This is a genomic window from Rhodoferax sp. LB1P47 (genome assembly GCF_056521445.1).
The window spans coordinates 31,222-49,422 of sequence record NZ_JBWMAU010000010.1 but is presented as its reverse complement, the minus strand read 5'-3'; the positions used below and the strand labels follow the sequence as shown (position 1 = coordinate 49,422).

General features: G+C 61.3%; 19 protein-coding genes. 18 read left to right on the top strand and 1 reads right to left on the bottom strand.

What is annotated here, in order from left to right:
• Positions 1-35: 35 nt before the first annotated feature.
• The 14 genes from AC0969_RS12565 to AC0969_RS12500 are packed head-to-tail and all read left to right on the top strand — an operon-like array spanning position 36 to position 12,753.
• Complete coding sequence (locus AC0969_RS12565; protein WP_479624480.1) at positions 36-584, top strand: dTDP-4-dehydrorhamnose 3,5-epimerase family protein; 549 nt, start codon at positions 36-38, stop codon at positions 582-584.
• Positions 581-1,810, top strand: coding sequence for a methyltransferase domain-containing protein (locus tag AC0969_RS12560; RefSeq protein WP_479624479.1), 1,230 nt, complete (start codon positions 581-583; stop codon positions 1,808-1,810). The genes AC0969_RS12565 and AC0969_RS12560 overlap by 4 nt, the downstream gene beginning before the upstream one ends.
• Positions 1,807-2,688, top strand: a complete 882-nt coding sequence (locus AC0969_RS12555; protein ID WP_479624478.1) for an NAD-dependent epimerase/dehydratase family protein — start codon at positions 1,807-1,809, stop codon at positions 2,686-2,688. The genes AC0969_RS12560 and AC0969_RS12555 overlap by 4 nt, the downstream gene beginning before the upstream one ends.
• Positions 2,689-2,708: 20 nt before the next feature.
• Positions 2,709-3,488, top strand: a complete 780-nt coding sequence (locus tag AC0969_RS12550; RefSeq protein ID WP_479624477.1) for a cephalosporin hydroxylase family protein — start codon at positions 2,709-2,711, stop codon at positions 3,486-3,488.
• A complete protein-coding gene (locus tag AC0969_RS12545; protein WP_479624476.1) occupies positions 3,481-5,136 on the top strand; it encodes an O-linked N-acetylglucosamine transferase, SPINDLY family protein in 1,656 nt (551 codons plus the stop codon). The genes AC0969_RS12550 and AC0969_RS12545 overlap by 8 nt, the downstream gene beginning before the upstream one ends.
• Positions 5,137-5,184: 48 nt before the next feature.
• A complete protein-coding gene (locus AC0969_RS12540) occupies positions 5,185-6,351 on the top strand; it encodes a DegT/DnrJ/EryC1/StrS family aminotransferase (protein ID WP_479624475.1) in 1,167 nt (388 codons plus the stop codon).
• Positions 6,352-6,381: 30 nt separating this feature from the next.
• Complete coding sequence (locus tag AC0969_RS12535; protein WP_479624474.1) at positions 6,382-6,606, top strand: acyl carrier protein; 225 nt, start codon at positions 6,382-6,384, stop codon at positions 6,604-6,606.
• 5 nt (positions 6,607-6,611) lie between these two features.
• A complete protein-coding gene (locus AC0969_RS12530; protein ID WP_479624473.1) occupies positions 6,612-7,649 on the top strand; it encodes a ketoacyl-ACP synthase III in 1,038 nt (345 codons plus the stop codon).
• A complete protein-coding gene (locus tag AC0969_RS12525) occupies positions 7,646-8,389 on the top strand; it encodes an SDR family NAD(P)-dependent oxidoreductase (protein WP_479624472.1) in 744 nt (247 codons plus the stop codon). The genes AC0969_RS12530 and AC0969_RS12525 overlap by 4 nt, the downstream gene beginning before the upstream one ends.
• On the top strand, positions 8,389-9,132 hold the full coding sequence (locus AC0969_RS12520) for an SDR family NAD(P)-dependent oxidoreductase (protein WP_479624471.1): 744 nt from the start codon (positions 8,389-8,391) through the stop codon (positions 9,130-9,132). The genes AC0969_RS12525 and AC0969_RS12520 overlap by 1 nt, the downstream gene beginning before the upstream one ends.
• Before the next feature lie 5 nt (positions 9,133-9,137).
• Positions 9,138-9,767, top strand: a complete 630-nt coding sequence (locus AC0969_RS12515) for a DapH/DapD/GlmU-related protein (RefSeq protein ID WP_479624470.1) — start codon at positions 9,138-9,140, stop codon at positions 9,765-9,767.
• Between the two features lie 16 nt (positions 9,768-9,783).
• On the top strand, positions 9,784-10,935 hold the full coding sequence (locus AC0969_RS12510; RefSeq protein WP_479624469.1) for an aromatic ring-hydroxylating oxygenase subunit alpha: 1,152 nt from the start codon (positions 9,784-9,786) through the stop codon (positions 10,933-10,935).
• Positions 10,925-11,548 (top strand): DapH/DapD/GlmU-related protein, encoded by a 624-nt coding sequence (locus tag AC0969_RS12505; protein ID WP_479624468.1) that lies wholly within the window; start codon positions 10,925-10,927, stop codon positions 11,546-11,548. The genes AC0969_RS12510 and AC0969_RS12505 overlap by 11 nt, the downstream gene beginning before the upstream one ends.
• Before the next feature lie 23 nt (positions 11,549-11,571).
• Complete coding sequence (locus tag AC0969_RS12500; protein WP_479624467.1) at positions 11,572-12,753, top strand: FkbM family methyltransferase; 1,182 nt, start codon at positions 11,572-11,574, stop codon at positions 12,751-12,753.
• Positions 12,754-12,875: 122 nt separating this feature from the next.
• Here the strand turns inward: AC0969_RS12500 and AC0969_RS12495 are convergent, their stop codons facing one another.
• Complete coding sequence (locus tag AC0969_RS12495; RefSeq protein WP_479624466.1) at positions 12,876-14,099, bottom strand: flagellin N-terminal helical domain-containing protein; 1,224 nt, start codon at positions 14,097-14,099, stop codon at positions 12,876-12,878.
• A 241-nt stretch (positions 14,100-14,340) separates the two neighbouring features.
• On the opposite strand from AC0969_RS12495, the gene AC0969_RS12490 reads away from it, so the two are divergent.
• The 4 genes from AC0969_RS12490 (at position 14,341) to AC0969_RS12475 (ending at position 18,092) form a co-directional block, all read left to right on the top strand.
• Positions 14,341-15,558, top strand: a complete 1,218-nt coding sequence (locus AC0969_RS12490; protein WP_479624465.1) for a flagellin N-terminal helical domain-containing protein — start codon at positions 14,341-14,343, stop codon at positions 15,556-15,558.
• 198 nt (positions 15,559-15,756) lie between these two features.
• Positions 15,757-17,235, top strand: a complete 1,479-nt coding sequence (gene fliD, locus AC0969_RS12485) for a flagellar filament capping protein FliD (protein ID WP_479624464.1) — start codon at positions 15,757-15,759, stop codon at positions 17,233-17,235.
• A 118-nt stretch (positions 17,236-17,353) separates the two neighbouring features.
• On the top strand, positions 17,354-17,764 hold the full coding sequence (gene fliS / locus AC0969_RS12480; protein ID WP_479624463.1) for a flagellar export chaperone FliS: 411 nt from the start codon (positions 17,354-17,356) through the stop codon (positions 17,762-17,764).
• 28 nt (positions 17,765-17,792) lie between these two features.
• Positions 17,793-18,092, top strand: a complete 300-nt coding sequence (locus tag AC0969_RS12475) for a flagellar protein FliT (protein ID WP_479624462.1) — start codon at positions 17,793-17,795, stop codon at positions 18,090-18,092.
• The last annotated feature ends 109 nt before the right edge of the window (positions 18,093-18,201 follow it).

Below are 18,201 nucleotides of genomic sequence, written 5' to 3'. Positions count from 1 at the left end.
TATGCGCTAGAGCTCGATTTAATGCCTAAATCTACATGAGCCGCTTCATCCTCCATCCCAGCCCCATTGCAGGCATCGTCGCCATCGAGCGCCTGCCGCTGGGCGATGCACGCGGTTTTCTGGAGCGCTTGTTCTGTGCCGACGACCTGGCCTTTGCAGGCTGGACCGGTGCCATCGCCCAGATCAACCACACCTTCACCGCCGAGCCCGGAACGGTGCGCGGCCTGCACTACCAGCGCGCCCCGCACGCTGAGATAAAGCTGGTCAGCTGCCTGGCGGGTGCGGTGTGGGACGTGGCAGTCGACCTGCGGCCCGGCTCGCCCACCTATCTGCATTGGCATGCCGAAGAGTTATCGGCCCACAACCACCGCAGCCTGTTGATCCCCCCCGGCTGCGCCCACGGCTTCCAGACGCTGAGCGCCGACGTGCAGATGCTGTACTGCCATTCCCAGCCCTACGCCCCGCACAGCGAAGTCGGCCTGCACCCCCAAGACCCGCGTCTGGCCATTGCGTGGCCGCTGCCGGTCCACGGCCTGTCGCCCCGCGATGCCAGCCATCCATTCATCCAAGGAGATTCAGTGTGAAATGCCGCCACTGCGCTACTGAACTGAGTTTGCCGTTCCTCGACCTGGGCAGCGCCCCGCCCAGCAACGCCTACCTCACCGAGGCCAGCATCAACGCCCCCGAGGTTTGGTACCCCCTGCGCCTGCTGGTGTGCCAACACTGCTGGCTGGTGCAAACCGAAGACCACGCCGGGCGCGAGGCCCTGTTTACCGACGACTACGCCTACTTCAGCAGCTTCAGCAGCTCCTGGTTGGCCCACGCGAAAAGCTATGTGGAGGCCATGCAGGCGCGATTCGCCCTGGGTGCGCACAGCCAAGTGGTCGAAGTCGCCTCGAACGACGGCTACCTGCTGCAATACGTGCAGGCCGCAGGCGTGCCCTGCTACGGCATCGAGCCCACCGCCAGCACGGCGGCAGCGGCCAAGGCCAAGGGCCTCACCGTGGTGGAGCGTTTCTTTGGTGTGGAACTGGCGCAGGAGCTGGCCGCCCAGGGCCAGCAGGCCGACCTGACCGCCGCCAACAACGTGCTGGCCCACGTGCCCGACATCAACGACTTCTGTGCAGGGTTTGCCGTGTTGCTCAAGCCCCAGGGCGTGGCCACCTTCGAGTTTCCGCACCTGCAGCAGATGGTGCAGCAGTGCCAGTTCGACACCGCCTACCACGAGCACTATTCCTACCTGTCGCTCACCGCCGTGCAGCGCATCTTTGCGGCCAACGGCCTGCAGGTGTTCGACGTGCAGGAGCTGCCCACCCACGGCGGCAGCCTGCGGGTGTTTGCCCAGCGGGCCGATACCGGGCAGCAGCCGGTCGCCCCCGCCGTGCAGCAGGTGCTGGTGGCCGAGACGGCGGCGGGCATGCAAACCGCCGATTTTTATAGCCAATTTGGCCTGCAGCCTATGCGGATGGTGCGCGAGCTGCTCTCATTTTTGGTAAGTGCCGCGCACAGCTGCCAGAGCGTGGCCGCTTACGGTGCAGCCGCCAAAGGCAACACCTTGCTGAACTTTGCCGGGGTGCGCCCGCACCTGCTGCCCTACGTGGTGGACAAAAACCCGGCCAAGCAGGGCAAGTTTCTGCCCGGCAGCCGCATCCCCATCCTCGACGAATCCTTTCTGCGTGCCCAGCAGCCGCGCTACGTGCTCATCCTGCCGTGGAACCTGCAGGCCGAGGTGATGGAGCAGCTCAGCTATATCCGCGAATGGGGCGGGCGCTTCGTTACCGCCGTGCCGGGCCTGGCCATCCACCCATGAAGATTCTGCTCACCGGTGCCAGCGGCTACCTGGGTCGCCACGTGCTTGCCCACCTGCGTCAGCAGGGGGCCGACGTGGTGGTGCTGGGGCGCAGCCTGCCCGTGGGGTTTGAAGGCGTGCCCCTGGTGTATTGCGACCTGCTGGATGGCGTGGACCTTGCGCAGGCGGTGCAGCAAGCCGGAGCCACCCACCTACTGCACCTGGCCTGGACCACCGAATACGGCGTGTACTGGACATCCCCCCTCAACTTCCGCTGGGCCGATGCCACGCTGCGCCTGCTACAGGCCTTTGCCGATGCGGGCGGCCAGCACGTGGCCATCGCGGGCACCTGTGCCGAATACGACTGGGGGCCAGGCACGCTGGTGGAGAACGTCAGCCCCTACGCCCCCGCCACCCTGTACGGCGTGGTGAAGGATGCCACCCGCCGCATGGCTACCGCCCTGTGTGCACAGCGCGGCGTGTCGCTGGCCTGGGGCCACATCTTCTTTCCCTTTGGCCCAGGCGAAGCCCCGCAGCGCATGCTGCCCTCGCTGGTGCGGGTGTTCCAGGGCCAGGCTGCAGCGTTTGGTGTCAACATTGCGGCTTATCGCGGCATGCTGCCGGTGGCCGATGCCGCCAGTGCCCTGGCCACGCTGCTGGTGCAGGGCTGCCACGGCAACTTCAATATCTGCTCCGGCCAGCCCGCGCTGATTGGCGATGTCGTCAAAACCCTGGCCCGCCTGTGCGCTGCCGACCCCGGCCCGGTGCTGGCCCTGGCATCCAGCCGTGCCGGTGACCCGCCGGTGCTGGTGGGCGACACCACCCGGCTGCGCGCCACCGGCTGGCGGCAACAATTTACGCTGGAGCAGGGCTTGGCCGCTTTGGTCCACCCTTCCTAGATTTAACGAGGACTTTCACCATGACCCCCGAGCAACAATTTTCCGCCGAACGCGCCGAGCGCCTGGCCGACTATGCCCAAGACACTGCCTTTCAAGACCTGTCGCGCCAGTGGCTGCAGACCTCGATGGACAAAAAGTACGTTTACAACTACGACTGGCTGGGCCGCCCCATCATCCAGTACCCGCAGGACATGGTGGCCATCCAGGAGCTGGTGTGGACGGTGCGGCCCGACCTGATCATCGAAACCGGCATTGCCCACGGCGGCTCGCTCATCCTCAGCGCATCTCTGCTGGCCATGCTGGACATGTGCGATGCGATCGAGAGCGGCAGCACCATCGACCCGCGCCAGTCGGCCCGTAAGGTGATCGGCATCGACATCGACATCCGCGAGCACAACCGCGCCGCCATCCAGTCCCACCCCATGGCCAGCCGCATCCAGATGGTGCAGGGCTCGTCCATCGCACCCGACGTAGTGGCCCAGGTGCGCGAGGCGGCCCAGGGCTATAAAAAAGTGATGGTGTTTTTGGATTCGATGCACACCCACGACCATGTGCTGGGCGAGCTGGATGCCTATGCACCGCTGGTCAGCCCCGGTAGCTACTGCGTGGTGTTCGATACCTTTGTGGAAGATATGCCGCCCCATTTCTTTGCCGACCGCCCCTGGGACGTGGGCAACAACCCCAAAACTGCCACCCGCCAGTGGCTGGCCAGCCACCCCGACTTCGCGGTGGACCTCAGCATGGAGTCGCGCCTGATGATTACCGTGGCGCCGGAAGGCTTTTTGAAGCGCCATGGCTGACCTGAAGGCCGGCCTGGACCCGGCCGATGCGGTGCAACTGGCTCTGCTGGAGGGCGAGACCTGCGAGGCGCGGCAGGACTATCCGCGTGCGATCCTGCATTACATGGAGGCACTGGCGGTCAACCCCCAACTGGTGGATGCCTGGTGCCGCCTGGGCCGTATCTTCATGCTCGGCCCCGACTGGAACCGTGCCATCGAGGTGCTGGAAACCGCCTTGCAGCTCAGTCCGGGCCTGCCGTACGCGCAGAAGTTTCTGGCCCTGGCCCATTTCAACCTGGGCCACCGGGAGCAGGCGCTGGCGCTGATCGAAGAGGCTGCCCGGCACAGCCATGAGTCGAACATCTGGGTGCTGCGCGCCTGGATCCGCAGCAATACCGATAAAGATCCAGCCCGCACCCTGGCCGTGTTCCAGGACTGGGGCCGCCGCTTTGCCGACCCGCTGACCCGCAAGGCCGTACCGTTTCAAAAACAAGACCGCCGCCCCGGTAAAAAGCTGCGCGTGGGCTATGTGACGGCCGACTTCCGGGTGCACTCCATCGCTTTCTTCATGCAGCCCGTGCTGCGCCACCATGACCCGGCGCAGGTGGAGATTTATGTGTATTCGGGCGGCAAGCCCGACTACATGACCGAGGCCATGCGACAGGATGTGCCGCATTGGCACGACACCCTGGGCATGCCCGACGATGCGCTGTACCACCTGATTCGCTCGCACCAGATCGATGTGCTAGTGGATTTGTCGGGCCACACCGCCGAAAATCGCCTGCTGGTATTTGCCCGCCGGGCGGCGCCGGTGCAGGTCACCTGGCTGGGTTTCATGAACACGCTTGGCATGAAGGGCATGGACTACCGGCTCACCGACGGCGGTACCGACCCGGCCGGTAGCGAGGTGTTTTATTCCGAAAAGCTGTTCCGCCTGGAGTGCATGGCCAGCTATGTGCCGCCCACGTATGCCCCGCTGCGGGAGCAGTTGCCGATGGAGGCCAATGGCTATCCGACTCTGATTTCACTGAACAACTCGTTCAAGGTGACCGATGCCATGCTGCGGGTCTGGGCCCGCATCCTGGCGCAGCAAACCGATGCCCGCCTGATCCTCATGGTGAAAGAGTCCACCCCCGACGCAGCCCAGGCAGCCATGCAGCGGCGGGTGGAAGATGCCGGCCTGCCGCCGGAACGGGTGTCGGTGGTGCCGCAGTTGCCGCTAGACCAGTTTATGGAGCTGGGTTTTATGGCCGACTTGGCACTGGATACCTCGCCCGTTTCTGGCGGGACCACCACTTTGCACGCGTTATGGATGGGCTTGCCGGTGGTGGCGCTGGATGCGCAGCGGGCCATAGATTCGTCTAGCGCACGGATTCTGGCTGGCATTGGCTTGGGTGAATTGGTGGCCAGTGGGGACGAGGAGGCTTATGTCCGGCTCGCAGTGAAGTTGCTGCAAAACCCCCAGCGCCTGGCGCACTACCGTGCCACCAACCGGGCGGTGTTGCAGGCCAGCGTGCTGATGGACTACGCCGCCCGCACCGCCGAGGTGGAGGCCGCCTACCGCCTGATGTGGCTGAACTACCTGTGCAAAGCCCCACGCTACCTGGACAGTGCCTGCGATGTGGCCGGGGCGGTGCGTGCGACAGAGGTTTTTCAAGCCGGTAAGTAGGGGTCTATTCCGGCCATTTCAGCCGGTCCTTGCGTGTAGACTGATCCGATGCATTTAGAAACCTCTGTTCCCCTGCTGGTGCCGGATCTGCCCAGTCCGCAAGAGCTGATGCCCTATTTGCAACGCATGCATGCCGCCCGGCAATACTCCAATTTTGGCCCTTTGGTTTGTGAGCTGGAGCAGCAGTTGGCGGTGCGCTTCCAAGCGACCACCCCGACGGCGGTAGTTACCACCGCCAGCAGTGCCACGCTGGCGCTGGAACTTGCCTTGACCGCCTTGGCCCTCCCCCCGGGTTCCAGGGTGCTGGTGCCAGCCCTCACTTTTGTTGCCACCGCCACCGCCGTGGTGCGCGCTGGCCATGTGCCGGTGCTGGGCGATGTGGACCCCGACAGTTGGCTGATGACCCCCGGCATGGCTTGGCAGATGCGCCAGCATGTGGCGTTTGACGCGGTAGTTCCCGTAGCCACTTTTGGTACGCCGCAAGACATGGCCGCCTGGAGCCTGTTTGAGCAGTCCACCGGCTTGCCGGTGATCGTGGATGCGGCGGGTGCTTTTGGTAGCCAGTGGCTGCACGGCAGCCCGGGCACGCTGGTGTTCAGCCTGCACGCCACCAAGTCCTTGCCCGCAGGCGAGGGTGGGCTGGTGGTGTCTACTAACGCGGCACTGGTGGCCAAGGTACGGCAAATGTCCAATTTTGGTATCAATTTGCAGCCCGGCGGGCGTGTGCCCACCGGGGTGTTGGCCAGCATCGGCACCAACGCCAAAATGAGCGAATACCACGCGGCCGTAGGCCTGGCGTCGCTGGCCCGCTGGGATGCTTGTGCGCAAAGTCGGCGCGAGCTCTATAGCGTGTTGCGCACCGGAATGAATGCTGCCACCGGGGATGCCTTGCGTTGGCAAAGCACATTGCCGGGGGGGATCGCAGCGCCGGTACTGCTGTGCACCCGCATGCCCAGCGCCGCCGATCGACTGCGCCTGGAGCGTCTGTGCCAGAAATTGAAAATTGGCACCCGGCGCTGGTACCAGCCCCTGCTGGGCGAGATACGCGGCACCGCCGCCCGCTGGGAGTCGGCCCCCACACCGAACGCCAACGCGATTGCCCGTGATTTGATCGGGTTGCCGTTTTTTCCTGCCATGTCCATCCCCCAGCAGAACGCCTTGGTGGAGGCCGTAGGGCAGGCCATGGCGCTAGACCGGGTCAAGGCATGGGTTTGAATTTGTTTGATTTTTAAGGGAGAGATGCCTGTGAGCACCGTGAATGCATTCGTAGAAAAGTTTCTAGAAGCCGTCGATTTCCAGGACCCCGTGGCCGTGACCGGCGACACCCCGTTGGCCAGCTTGCCCGAGTGGGATTCGCTGGCGGCCTTGGGTGTCATCGTGATGTGCGACATGGAATACGGTAAAACCATCACTGGCAATCACCTGAAAAACTGCGCCACGGTGGGTGATATTTACGCACTGTTGGGCTAACCCAGATGGGTACGTCCACCCTGCACCATGTTCGCTATGCCGGAATGGCCTCGTGCGTACCACGCACCGTGCTGTCCAACGTGCAAGACTGCCCGCCCGCCATGCGCTCCGAACGGGAGCGACTTGTGCGCAACATCGGCATCCACCAGCGGCGCATGTGCTTTGAGTGGCAGTGCTTCTCGGACCTGGCGTTTGAGGCCACCGGCGTGCTGCTGGCCGACCTGGGTTGGGCGCGCGAAGAGGTGGACGCGGTGATCGTGGTCACCCAGTCGCCCGACTACCTGATTCCGGCCACCGCCATCATCTTGCAAGACCGGCTGGGTCTGCCCAAGACCAGCATCGCTTTCGATGTGAATCTGGGCTGCTCGGGCTATACCTACGGGCTGCAGATTCTGGGCAGCCTGATTGCGTCGGGGGCGGTGAAAAAAGGTCTGCTGATGGTGGGCGACAAATCGGCCACGGTGGTGGACCCGCTGTTTTCCGATGCGGGCACCGTCACCGCGCTAGAGTATGTGCAGGATGCCCCGCCCATGTACTTCGACATGAACAGCGACGGCAGCGGCTACAAGGCCATCATGCTGCCCGTGGGTGGTCACCGCGAACCCTATGGCGTAGAGCACACCACCCCCAACCGCGATGAGTTCGGTGTGCTGCGTTGGCTGGACGATCTGGTGCTGGACGGGCCGGCCGTGCTGAGCTTTTCAACCCAGCAGATTCCTCCGGCGGTGCGCAGGCTTATGGAGTTCAGCCAGATGGCGGATACCGATATCGACTACTTCCTGTTCCACCAGGCCAACAAGCTCATCAACGAAACTATCCGTAAAAAGCTGGGTTTGTCACCTGACAAGGTGCCGTCTACTCTGGCTGATTTTGGCAATACCAGTGGTGCCTCCATTCCCGTCACCATGACCGCCCGGCTGCGCGAGGCCTTGCTGGGCGGGCGCAAACGGCTGCTGATGTCCGGCTTTGGAATTGGTTTGTCGTGGGGCTCATGCATTGTGGATATTGAGGGTGCCAAGTTCCCGGAGATGGTTGAGCTGTGAGTTCTGCATTCAGCTTGGCGGGCAAGACGGTGTTGGTCACTGGGGCATCGTCCGGTATTGGTCGGGCGACAGCCATGCTCTGCGCGGGCATGGGGGCTGCGGTGTGGCTGACTGGGCGCGACCCCGCCCGGCTGCAAGCCACGCTGGATAGCCTGCCCGGTGCGGGCCATGGACTGCACTTGGCCGACCTGACCGATGAAGCTGCTCGCAATGCCCTAGTGGACAGCTTGCCTGTACTGGATGGTTGTGTTTTTTGCGCGGGGGCCGTCGAATTGGTGCCGGCCCGGATGGTGTCCGAAAAGCACCTGAATGAAATGATGCAAATCAACTTTACGGTGCCGGTCCTGCTGACCCAGCGTTTGCTAGCGCGCAAACACATCCGTGATGGTGCTTCGCTGGTGTACGTGACAGCGGTGGCTGAGCGCATCGCCCCTGTGGCCACCAGCATGTACTCTGCTGCCAAAGCCGCGTTGACCGCCTATGTGCGGACCTTGGCGCTAGAGCATGCCAAGCGGCGTATCCGCGCCAACTGTGTATCGCCTGGGTACGTGGCCACCCCCATGCTGAACACGCTGGCCAGCAATGCTGACATGCAAGATAAACTGGATTTGACCCCTCTGGGTACGATCGAGCCTAGCGACGTGGCCAACGGCATTGGCTATCTGTTGGCCCCGGCAAGCCGCTGGGTGACCCGCAGTTCGTTGTTGATTGATGGCGGCCTGTCGCTGCCCATGCGCTGATGTCCAGCCCCTTCCATGACCCCTTTCGCCTGGATGGCAAGACGGTGCTTGTGACCGGCGCTTCCAGTGGCATCGGACAGGCCATTGCCGTACAAGCGGCCCTGGCTGGTGCCCAATTGGTGCTGAGCGGCCGCAACACAGCACGGCTGGAGGCTGTACATGCCTCCCTGGCGGGCTCTGGTCACCGCTGCTTGGCGGCCGACCTGACCGATACCGCGCAGATACAGACCCTGGCGGATGCTGTGGGTGCCGTCGATGGCGTGGTACACAGCGCGGGTGTCGACGGTGTGGCCCCCATGCGCATGCTCAACGCAAAAATGCTGGACCGGGTGATGCAGACCAATTACTACGCACCCATGCTGCTCACCCAGCGTCAGTTGGCCCGCCAGTGGATTCGCCCAGGCGGTTCGGTACTGTTGCTGGCGTCTATCGCAGCTTTGACCGGCAAGGTGGGTGTCGGGCCGTACTCAGGCTCCAAAAGTGCCTTGATCGGCAGCATGCGTTGCCTGGCACTGGAGGTGGCCAAGCGCGGTATCCGCGTCAATGCACTTTGTCCCGGTCTGGTGGAAACGCCGCTGCTGAATATGCATCGAGACTTGCTGGAGAACGCCGATAAAGCCTACCCGCTGGGTTTGGGGCAGCCTGAAGATGTTGCCTATGCCGCCATCTACTTTCTGAGCGATGCCAGCCGCAAGGTCACCGGCACCACGTTCAGTCTGGATGGCGGGATTCCGTTTACCTGAACCGTATGCAAGATATTCTGGTGGTTAACGCGGGTGGCTTTGGTCGGAATATGGCGGCGCTGGCGCGTGCTGAGTGCAGGCATGGCGTGGAATGGGCTGTACGCGGTTTTCTGGACAGCCGCACCGATCTGGCAGTGCCCCAAGATTTACCTATATTGGGCGACCCTTTCACCTATGTTTGCCAGCCAGGGCAATTGTTTGTGTGTGCGCTGGGCGACCCGCAGGCGCGCCGCCGTTTCGCCGCGCCACTGCTGGCGCAAGGGGCAGAATTCATGCGCCTGGCGCCCGGCATGCACCGTGCCGAACGTGTGCAGATTGGCCGGGGCTGCATGTTTGAACATAGTGTGTCCCTGGGGACCGACACCGTCCTAGGCGATTTTGTGGTCATGCTGTCCACCAGCATCGTCGGCTACGACGTGCGCATCGGGTCGTACAGCACGGTGGGCAGCTTTGTGTTCATGGGCGGCGGCGTGCAGGTCGGCGAAAACGTGGTGGTGCACCCGCACGCCACGATTCTGCCCGGCGTGAAGGTGGGCGACGGCGCGGTGATTGGCGCAGGCAGCGTCGTCATCGGTAATGTGCCTGCCGGGGTAACGGTGTTCGGCAACCCGGCCAAGCGTTTTGAGTTTAAGTAAAGGCGCTAAGGGTGCTATGCAATCCCGCTTGACTGCCGAGGCCTACCAGTCTGAAGACTGGTTTGCGCGCGAACGCACGCTACTGTTCAAGCCGCTGTGGCAGTTTGTCGGGCTCCGGTCCATGCTGGCCCAGCACAACGCCTTCATCACCCGCAGCGTCTGGGGTGTACCAGTAGTAGTGCAAAACTTCCACGGTGAGTTGCAGGCATTTGAAAACCTCTGCCTGCACCGGCAAAACCCGCTGCAAACGGCGCCCCAGGGGGTCCGCCCGCTGGTGTGCAGCTACCACGGCTGGGGCTACGGGGCCGATGGCGCTGTGCAGCACATTCCGTTTGAGGCCGATGTCTACCGCTACCCCGCTGCCGAACGGGCCTGTTTACGGCTGCGGCGATATGCGCTGCAGGTGGTGGGTGGCCTGGTATTTATCAATCTGTCGGAAGCGCCCCTGCCGTTGACCGACCAGTTCAGCCCAGAGCTACTCGAATCCTTGCGTGGCGTGTCGATGGCGTTCGATGGCGAGGTGTTGCAAGCCACTTTCCAGACCCGGATGAACTGGAAGCTGGCCTACGAAAACCTGCGTGATAGCCACCACCCCCGCTATGTGCATGCCCAGTCGCTGTACCAGAAAGTGAAATTTGCGGTCAGTCTGGATGAGGCTGGTGTGACCTTGTCGCAGCGACTGCGCCAGCAAGGGGTGCAGGGACGCGACGAAGCCCTGCCCTTGATGCGTGGCTTCAGCAGCGGTGGCCCGGATGCACCGATGGAGTCATTGCCGCCCTACGCCTGGCATGCCAAGGTAGAACGGTATGGCCAGCTCGATTGGTATTACAACTGGCTGGTGTTTCCCAATTTGCATATCGCGTCTGGTTCGGGCGGCTACTCTTTCATCATTGAGCACCACGTGCCGGTGTCTGCGGGGCGCACCGACGTGGTGGTGCATTACGTCACCGCCAAGAAAAAGGCTAAATATGCGGTGTCGGCCGCCGTGTTGCTGGCCCATCTGCAAGGTGCCGAAACCGTGTTGCGCGAAGATTTTGCAGTGATGGAACGCATCCAGGCCGGACTGCACGCACAGGCCCCCACGGCCGTGTTGGGAGATTTTGAGTCGGCGAACCAAACCATTGAGCACTGGTATCTGGACCTGATGGGAGGGCGCTTTGCCCTGTAAATACGTGGTGGGCCTGGGCCCGGAGCTGGACTGGGCGCTGGCGGCCTGGTCGGAAGTGGCACCCACACTTACGCTGCACAAGCTGGTGCTGCACCAAGATACCTCCTATGCCTTCGACCTGTCCGCGCTGGACGGCATGCTTACGGAGGGTGCTACCGCCTTTGTGGCTATGGGGCCGCAGTTTCTGAACTTTCGGCGCTTTGAACTGATGGGCATTGTCAAATCCCTGGGTTTCAAGATGCCGCCTCTGGTGTGTCCTGGTGCTGTGGTGGCGGCCACCGCCAAGCTGGGCGAAAACAGCTTTATTGGCGCGGGCGCACTGGTGGGGGTGGGGGCTGAGATTGGCTTTAACTGCGTGGTCGGTGCCGGTGCTCATATCGGGGCGGGCACAAAAATAGGCCATTCTGCGTGGCTAGCCCCTGGGGTGCTGGTGGGTTCTGCCTGCACGGTGGGCGCACATGCTACGTTGGACATGGGGGTGCTGGTGCCCGACGGACTGCATGTGGGCAAGCAGTGCGTGCTGCAAAAGCCGGGGCGGCTGGTGGCCGATGTGGCCGCTAAAACCTTTCACCTGGCATCCTTTGCCGACCCCGTGGTGGTGTACGGGTCTTGAATCAGAAGAATGGAAACCCTCTTATGGTGAGTAGAAGCGATAGCCTTAAAAACGCACTGTTGGCGCTGGCGGCGCAAGGCACCGATCCGGTAGACCACTTTGCGGCAGTCATGGCCCAGCGGCCTCTTTTTGTGCTGCAGCCGCTGTCGGGAATTGGGCGCAGCCGTTGCAAGTATTTGCTGACCCTGATGTCCGGCGTGGTGGCGCTGGTGGACGATGGGTTGACCGCGCCGGAGATGTTCGGCGTGCCGTGTTGGACGACGGCCCGGTTCATGGAACAGGCCCGCCAGCACCCCGGTGCCCTGGCAATTGATTTTTCGGACGATGCCTGGGGCCGCGCGCTCACGGCGGCCCGTTGCCGCCAGGCGGGCGTGGCGCTGCTGGACTGCATTCCGGTGCTGGCCGTGTATGGCCTGTTTTCGGTGTACGAGACGGTCAATGTCTACCGCAGCAATACGCTGGAGCGGCTGGACGACTTTGTGCGGCTGGCCGACCGGCTGGACGACACGCTCAGCCGCGAAACCCTGTACGCCAATCTGCTGTTCCGTCTGAGCTATGACCGCAACTGGCTGCTGCCCATCGGCACCGACGTGTCGGAAGAGTATTTTTCGATGGCCGGGCAGCCCAGCACCTTTACCCTGGGCACCCGGGAGCATTTTTGCGACTGCGGCGCTTTCGAAGGCCCGGTGGTGCGCAAATTTTTGGCGGCCAGCCAGTGGCAGTACGGCAGCATCACCGCGTTTGAGCCCGACCGGACGAACTTTTCCGTACTGTCCCAACTGTCGGATTTGCCGTTGCACGACTTCCGGCCGGTGAACAAGGCGGTGTCGAGCCGCCGCCAAACGCTGTACTTTGAAGAAACCGGCACCATGTCCAGCCACATCGTGGACAAGGGCAGCATCACGGTGAAGACCGTGCGGCTGGATGACGAGCTGGAACGTCTGAGCTTTTTGAAAATGGACGTGGAGGGCTTTGAGGCCAAAACCCTGCACGGTGCGGCGGGCCTACTGGCCCGGGACCGGCCCCGTATCGCCGCCTGCGTATACCACTACGCGCAAGACCTGCTGGACGTGGTGGAGGCCATCGACCAGCATGCCGGTGGCTACCATTTCCGGCTGCGCCAGCACAATGTGGGCTATTACTACGATCTGGTGCTGTACGCATCACCGGTGGTCGGCTGCGAGCCGACGCCTGCATCGGCGTAAGGTTCGGTTGGGTGTGGTTTGCTATTTATTCAGTAGCTTCTCGCGCACATCTCATAAGCGCTAGAGGCATATTTTGTGCATAAAAAAAGGCCCTAAAGGGCCTTTTTTATTACCAGTGCGGCTTACGACTGCAACAGCGACAGCACGCCCTGCGGCAGCTTGTTCGCCTGGGCCACCATCGCAGTACCTGCCTGTTGCAAGATCTGCGTGCGCGACAGGTTGGCGGTTTCTTGGGCGAAGTCGGCATCCACGATGCGGCCCTTGGCAGCGGCCAGGTTTTCTACCTGGATGCTGATGTTGCTCACGGCGCTTTCAAACCGGCTTTGCAGCGCACCCAAGTTGGCGCGGGCCGAGTTCACCTGGTCGATGGCGGCATCGATCTTCTTCAGGGCCACCCAGGCATTGCGCTGGGTGTCGATGGTCAGGGTGTCGATGCCCAGGGCATCGGTGGTGGTGTTGGTAGCGCTGATTTGGGATGCCAAGCTGGTGGCGGCCTCGCCCGTGGTGGCCAGTGAAAAACCGGCCAAGGTGACGGCGGCGGGGTCGCCATTGGCATCTAATTTTTGCGACAACAGGTCGATACGGTAGGTCTGGTCGTCGTTTTGCGACAGGTAGGCTGTGACCCCGGTGTCGGTGGATTTGCGGTTGATCGCCTCCACCACCTGGCCCATGCGCTCTGCGCCGGAACTGGCCGCCTTGATGGAGCCCAGGTCTATGGCTGTCGATGCGCCTGCGACCGAGATACTCAAGGTGCCCGACACAATCGCGGTCAATGTACTGACCGAACTGGCGGCCACCGCGCTGGCCGACTGGTCGTAGGCGTAGGCCACATCAGACAAGCCTTTGGCGGTGGAGTTAGTCAAAGCGCCCAGGGAGGCCACATCGCCCGAGTTAGCACCTACTTGGAACACGGCACCGGCAAACGAGCCGTCGAGAATTTTTTGGCCGTTGAACGAAGTTTGTTTTGCGATGCGGTCGATTTCATCGGTGAGCTGGCCGACTTCGGCTTGTAGTGCGGCCCGGTCGGCCTTGCTGTTCGTGGCATTGCCTGCCTGCACGGCCAGTTCACGCATGCGTTGCAGCATGTCGCCGACCTTGCCCAACGCGCCTTCAGCCGTTTGCGACAAGGAAATCCCGTCATTGGCATTGCGGGCACCGATGCTCAGGCCGCGAATCTGGGTGGTCATGCGCTCCGAAATAGCCAAACCGGCCGCATCGTCCTTGGCGCTATTGACGCGCAGGCCAGAGGACAAACGCTGCATGGAGGTGGCCAGCCCCATCGCACTGGTTGCCAGATTGCGCTGGGCGTTGAGCGAATTGATATTCGTATTGATCGTGGCAGCCATTGCGAAGCTCCTTTGAGGATAAAAGTTGGCCAAAGCCGGTTGAGGTCAGCTCTGCTGGCCAACGACCATGAGCGGTAAGTAAATTGTGGTCATTTGGGTTTTTGCTGTTGCTTGGATAAGCGGCACAAAACCCGGCTTATTTACGCGCTAGCCCTAAAGTTTTCTGGCGGGCATCCGAAAACCTACTCAACGGGCCTTTTCATTGGTTCGTCATTGGACCCACCACCTTAGGAGCTTTGAAATGACCACTACTATCAATACCAACGTCAACTCGCTGAATGCACAGCGCAACCTGATGGCTTCGGGCGGTTCGCTCGCCACGTCCATGCAGCGCCTGTCTTCTGGTCTGCGCGTCAATAGCGCCAAGGACGATGCCGCTGGCTTGGCTATTTCGGAGCGTTTTTCTGGCCAGATCAAGGGTCTGTCGGTTGGCGCACGCAATGCCAATGACGGTATTTCTCTGGCACAAACGGCTGAAGGCGCGTTGGGCAAGGTCGGTGACATGCTGCAACGCATGCGTGAACTGGCGGTGCAGTCCAGCAATGCCACCAACAGCAAACAAGACCGCGCAGCCTTGCAGGCCGAAGTGAGCCAGCTGACCGACGAAGTGGACCGTATCGCCAAGCAAACCTCGTTCAACGGCAAAAAAGTGCTGGACGGTACGTTCGCTGGTGCCGCTTTTCAGGTGGGCGCTAACGCGGGTGACAACATCACCGTGGGTGCGTTGACCAATTCGACCGCTACGGGCTTAGCCGATGTGTCTTATTCGTTTGACCAAACAGCCAGCGCTGTGGCGGCTTCCTCAGTGTCTACCTTGGCCACTATTGCCACTGGGGTGTTGAGCATTTCCGTGACTGGCGGTACCAGCATTTCTCTGGGTGCTATTGCGGCGGCTACCTCGGGTGCCGAGCGTATGGGCCAGGTGGTGGAAGCGATCAACCGTAAATCGACCGATACCGGCGTAACCGCTTTCTTGTCGGTGAACGACACCGGTACCTACCGCATCGATTTGATGTCTGAAAAGCTGGATTCGGCCGGTGATGCCACCGTAGTGACTACGGTCGGCTTCACCACCGCCACCACGGGTATGACTGCTGCCGCCATTGCTTCCAAGATTGACTCTTCCAATACCACCACCGATGCACTGGGCATCGACACCTTGAGCATTGACACGCAGCGCAATTCTTGGGTAGCTATCAAAAAGCTGGACGCGGCGATCAACCAGGTCAACTCGGCCCGTGCGCAACTGGGCGCTTTGCAGAGCCGGTTTGAAAGTGCCACTGGCAATATCGCCATTAGCGTGGAAAACCTCTCTGCCGCCAAGGGCCGGATTGTGGATGCCGACTTTGCGCAAGAAACTGCCAACTTGTCACGTACCCAGATCCTGCAACAAGCCGGTACGGCGATGGTGGCCCAGGCCAACAAGCTGCCACAGAGCGTGTTGTCCCTGCTGCAATAAGCCGCTAGGCCGGCCTGTGCTGCCCATTCAGCAGGTTGCAGATCGGTAAAAAGTAGCTAAAACTGAACGGCGGATAAAGGAACCCCCTTTATCCGCCGTTTTGCATTCTGGAATGCGGATACAAATACGCCTATTCGTATGCGCAGCACCTGTCGTTAGTGCCGCCAAGCGCGGCAAGTTATTGATCTGGAGGTCACCATGGGTATTTCATCAAGCGGTATCGGCAGTGGTTTGGACGTTGAGTCCATCATCACCAAACTGATTGCGTTGGAAAAACAGCCTCTGACCACGCTCCAGACCAAGGCGACGGTCATTGCGACCAAGATATCCGATTACTCGCAGATCAAGGCGCTGGCATCCACCCTGCAAGACAGTGCGTCCAAGCTGTCGCTCGACAGTGGCTGGAATACGGTGGCGGTTACCTCCTCCAACAGTTCAGCTGTCACGGCCACTGTCAGTGGCATTGCCAGCGCCACCAGCTTTAGCATGGGCGTGTCGCAGTTGGCGAAGGCCCAGTCCACCGTGTCGGATGCCGTTACGGCCAGCACGGCGCTGGGTTCTGCGGGTACCTTGACGTTGCAGCTGGGTACCTGGGGGACTGCGGGCGCCACGGGGAGCAAATTTACCGCTGGCACGGCGGCGAGTGTGGATATTGCCGTGGTAGCGACCGACACCATGACGCAAATCGCCGCCAAAATCAACGAAGCCGGCGCGGGCGTGGTGGCTACGGTGTTGACCGATGCCTCGGGCGACCGACTCATGCTGCGCTCGGCCAGCACCGGAGAGTCCACCAGCTTTCGCATGCAGGCCACCGACACCGGGGACGGCAACAACACCAATGACAGTGGCTTGTCGGCCCTGGCCTTTGACCTGGACCTGGACCCCGGCAATACGGGGGCATCGACCCTCACCGCCTACGGCATGGGGGCCAATACCTACCAGACCGGGCAAAACGCCAAGGCCACCATCAACGGCATTGCGGTGACTTCCGTCAACAACAGCTTCAAAGACGTGGTGGCGGGCCTGACCATCACCGCATCTATGGTGACCACGAGTGACGTAGAGATCACCACCACCAACGACAAAGCGGCGTTGACGACCAATATCCAGGCGTTTGTCGATGCATTCAATGCGATGAATAAGTATTTGGCCGATGCCACGGCCTTTGATGATTCGACCAAAAAAGCGGGTGATTTGCAGGGTGATTCCACCGCGATCGGCTTGCGCAATGCACTGCGCTCGATGGTGGGTACCTCTACGGTCGGGGGCACGTATGGCCGCTTGTCCGAGATCGGCATCAGCCTGGGGCGGGATGGCAATTTAACGGTCAATGCCACCAAGCTGAGCACCGCGTTGGACATCCCGGGCAATGTCAAAATTTTGTTTGCCCAAAAGAACACCGATGCCTCGACCAACGGCGTGGCCCGCAAGGTCAAAACCTTTACCGATGCCTTTCTGGCCTTCAGCGGCGGCTTGAACAACAAGACCGATGCCCTGGCCGCAGAAACCAAGCGCAACACCGCCGAGCAAGACAAGGTAACGGCCCGTGCCGCCGTGGTGGAAAAACGCTTGCGCGCCACCTATACCGCGCTAGACACCAAGATGGCCGGCCTAACGGCGCTGAGTACCTACATCACCCAGCAGGTTGAGGTCTGGAACAGCAGCAGTAACAACTAATGGATGCGAGGACGACAAAACTTTGCGAATTTTTTACCTATTTTTTGACCCACTGGACTTGAGTTTCTGATCGCATTGCCGATAACTAAAACATCAAGACCAAATGGAAGCCCCCACCATGTTTACACCCGTAAGTGCCCGTGCTGCCTCTGCTTACAAACGCGTGGGCGCCCAAACCAGCATCGAAGGTGCCAGCCCCCACCAGGTGATTTGCCTGTTGTTTGAAGCGCTGGTGCTGTCCCTGCACTCGGCCCGTGGCGCAATGGCGCGCGGCGACCTGGAGCTCAAAGGCCAGGCGATTGGCAAGGCCGTACGTATTTTGGAAGAAGGCCTGAAAGCCGCGCTGGACCTAGAGTCTGGCGGGGAACTGGCGTTGAACCTGCGCGGTGTCTACAACTACAGCATTCTGCGGTTGACCACCGCGAATTTGAAAAATGACATGACTTTGATTGAAGAGGTGACCCAGTTGATCGTGCCTGTATTTGATGCCTGGAAAAGCATTCCTCTGCCCCCCGTCGGCAATGCCTAAGCCCCACCCACCTTGCCGGACCCCCACCATGTCACAAATTTTGATTGACTACTACAAAGCCATCGAAGACAGCAGCTTCAAGATGCTGAAGGCTGCCCAGAAAGAAGACTGGGACGAAGTGGTGCGTTTTGAGGGCGCTTGCGCCGTGCTGATCGAGCAACTGCGCCACCAGTCGCAAGCCGACCAGCTCACCCCCGAAAACCGCACCGAAAAAGCCCGCATCATGCAGCGCATCTTGCGCAACGATGCCCAGATCCGCTGCCTCACCGAGCCCTGGATCCAGCAGTTCGAGCAGATTCTGGAGCGCAAGCCGATGTTGCTGCATTAATCAAAATTGATAGCTATTAGCGCATGTGTTATATACGCTAATAGCTGATTTGATGCATAAAAAAGCCCCGGTGACGGGGCTTTTTGCGTTGGAGTAAGTATCAATGCCA

Bases quoted from the DNA above. Each gene is read 5' to 3' on its own strand.
- AC0969_RS12510 (WP_479624469.1), top strand. From the start codon at position 9,784: ATGCAATCCCGCTTGACTGCCGAGGCCTACCAGTCTGAAGACTGGTTT.
- AC0969_RS12540 (WP_479624475.1), top strand. From the start codon at position 5,185: ATGCATTTAGAAACCTCTGTTCCCCTGCTGGTGCCGGATCTGCCCAGT.
- AC0969_RS12545 (WP_479624476.1), top strand. From the start codon at position 3,481: ATGGCTGACCTGAAGGCCGGCCTGGACCCGGCCGATGCGGTGCAACTG.
- AC0969_RS12555 (WP_479624478.1), top strand. From the start codon at position 1,807: ATGAAGATTCTGCTCACCGGTGCCAGCGGCTACCTGGGTCGCCACGTG.
- AC0969_RS12490 (WP_479624465.1), top strand. From the start codon at position 14,341: ATGACCACTACTATCAATACCAACGTCAACTCGCTGAATGCACAGCGC.
- fliD (WP_479624464.1), top strand. From the start codon at position 15,757: ATGGGTATTTCATCAAGCGGTATCGGCAGTGGTTTGGACGTTGAGTCC.
- fliS (WP_479624463.1), top strand. From the start codon at position 17,354: ATGTTTACACCCGTAAGTGCCCGTGCTGCCTCTGCTTACAAACGCGTG.
- AC0969_RS12530 (WP_479624473.1), top strand. From the start codon at position 6,612: ATGGGTACGTCCACCCTGCACCATGTTCGCTATGCCGGAATGGCCTCG.
- AC0969_RS12550 (WP_479624477.1), top strand. From the start codon at position 2,709: ATGACCCCCGAGCAACAATTTTCCGCCGAACGCGCCGAGCGCCTGGCC.
- AC0969_RS12520 (WP_479624471.1), top strand. From the start codon at position 8,389: ATGTCCAGCCCCTTCCATGACCCCTTTCGCCTGGATGGCAAGACGGTG.
- AC0969_RS12515 (WP_479624470.1), top strand. From the start codon at position 9,138: ATGCAAGATATTCTGGTGGTTAACGCGGGTGGCTTTGGTCGGAATATG.
- AC0969_RS12500 (WP_479624467.1), top strand. From the start codon at position 11,572: ATGGTGAGTAGAAGCGATAGCCTTAAAAACGCACTGTTGGCGCTGGCG.
- AC0969_RS12565 (WP_479624480.1), top strand. From the start codon at position 36: ATGAGCCGCTTCATCCTCCATCCCAGCCCCATTGCAGGCATCGTCGCC.
- AC0969_RS12495 (WP_479624466.1), bottom strand. From the start codon at position 14,099: ATGGCTGCCACGATCAATACGAATATCAATTCGCTCAACGCCCAGCGC.
- AC0969_RS12475 (WP_479624462.1), top strand. From the start codon at position 17,793: ATGTCACAAATTTTGATTGACTACTACAAAGCCATCGAAGACAGCAGC.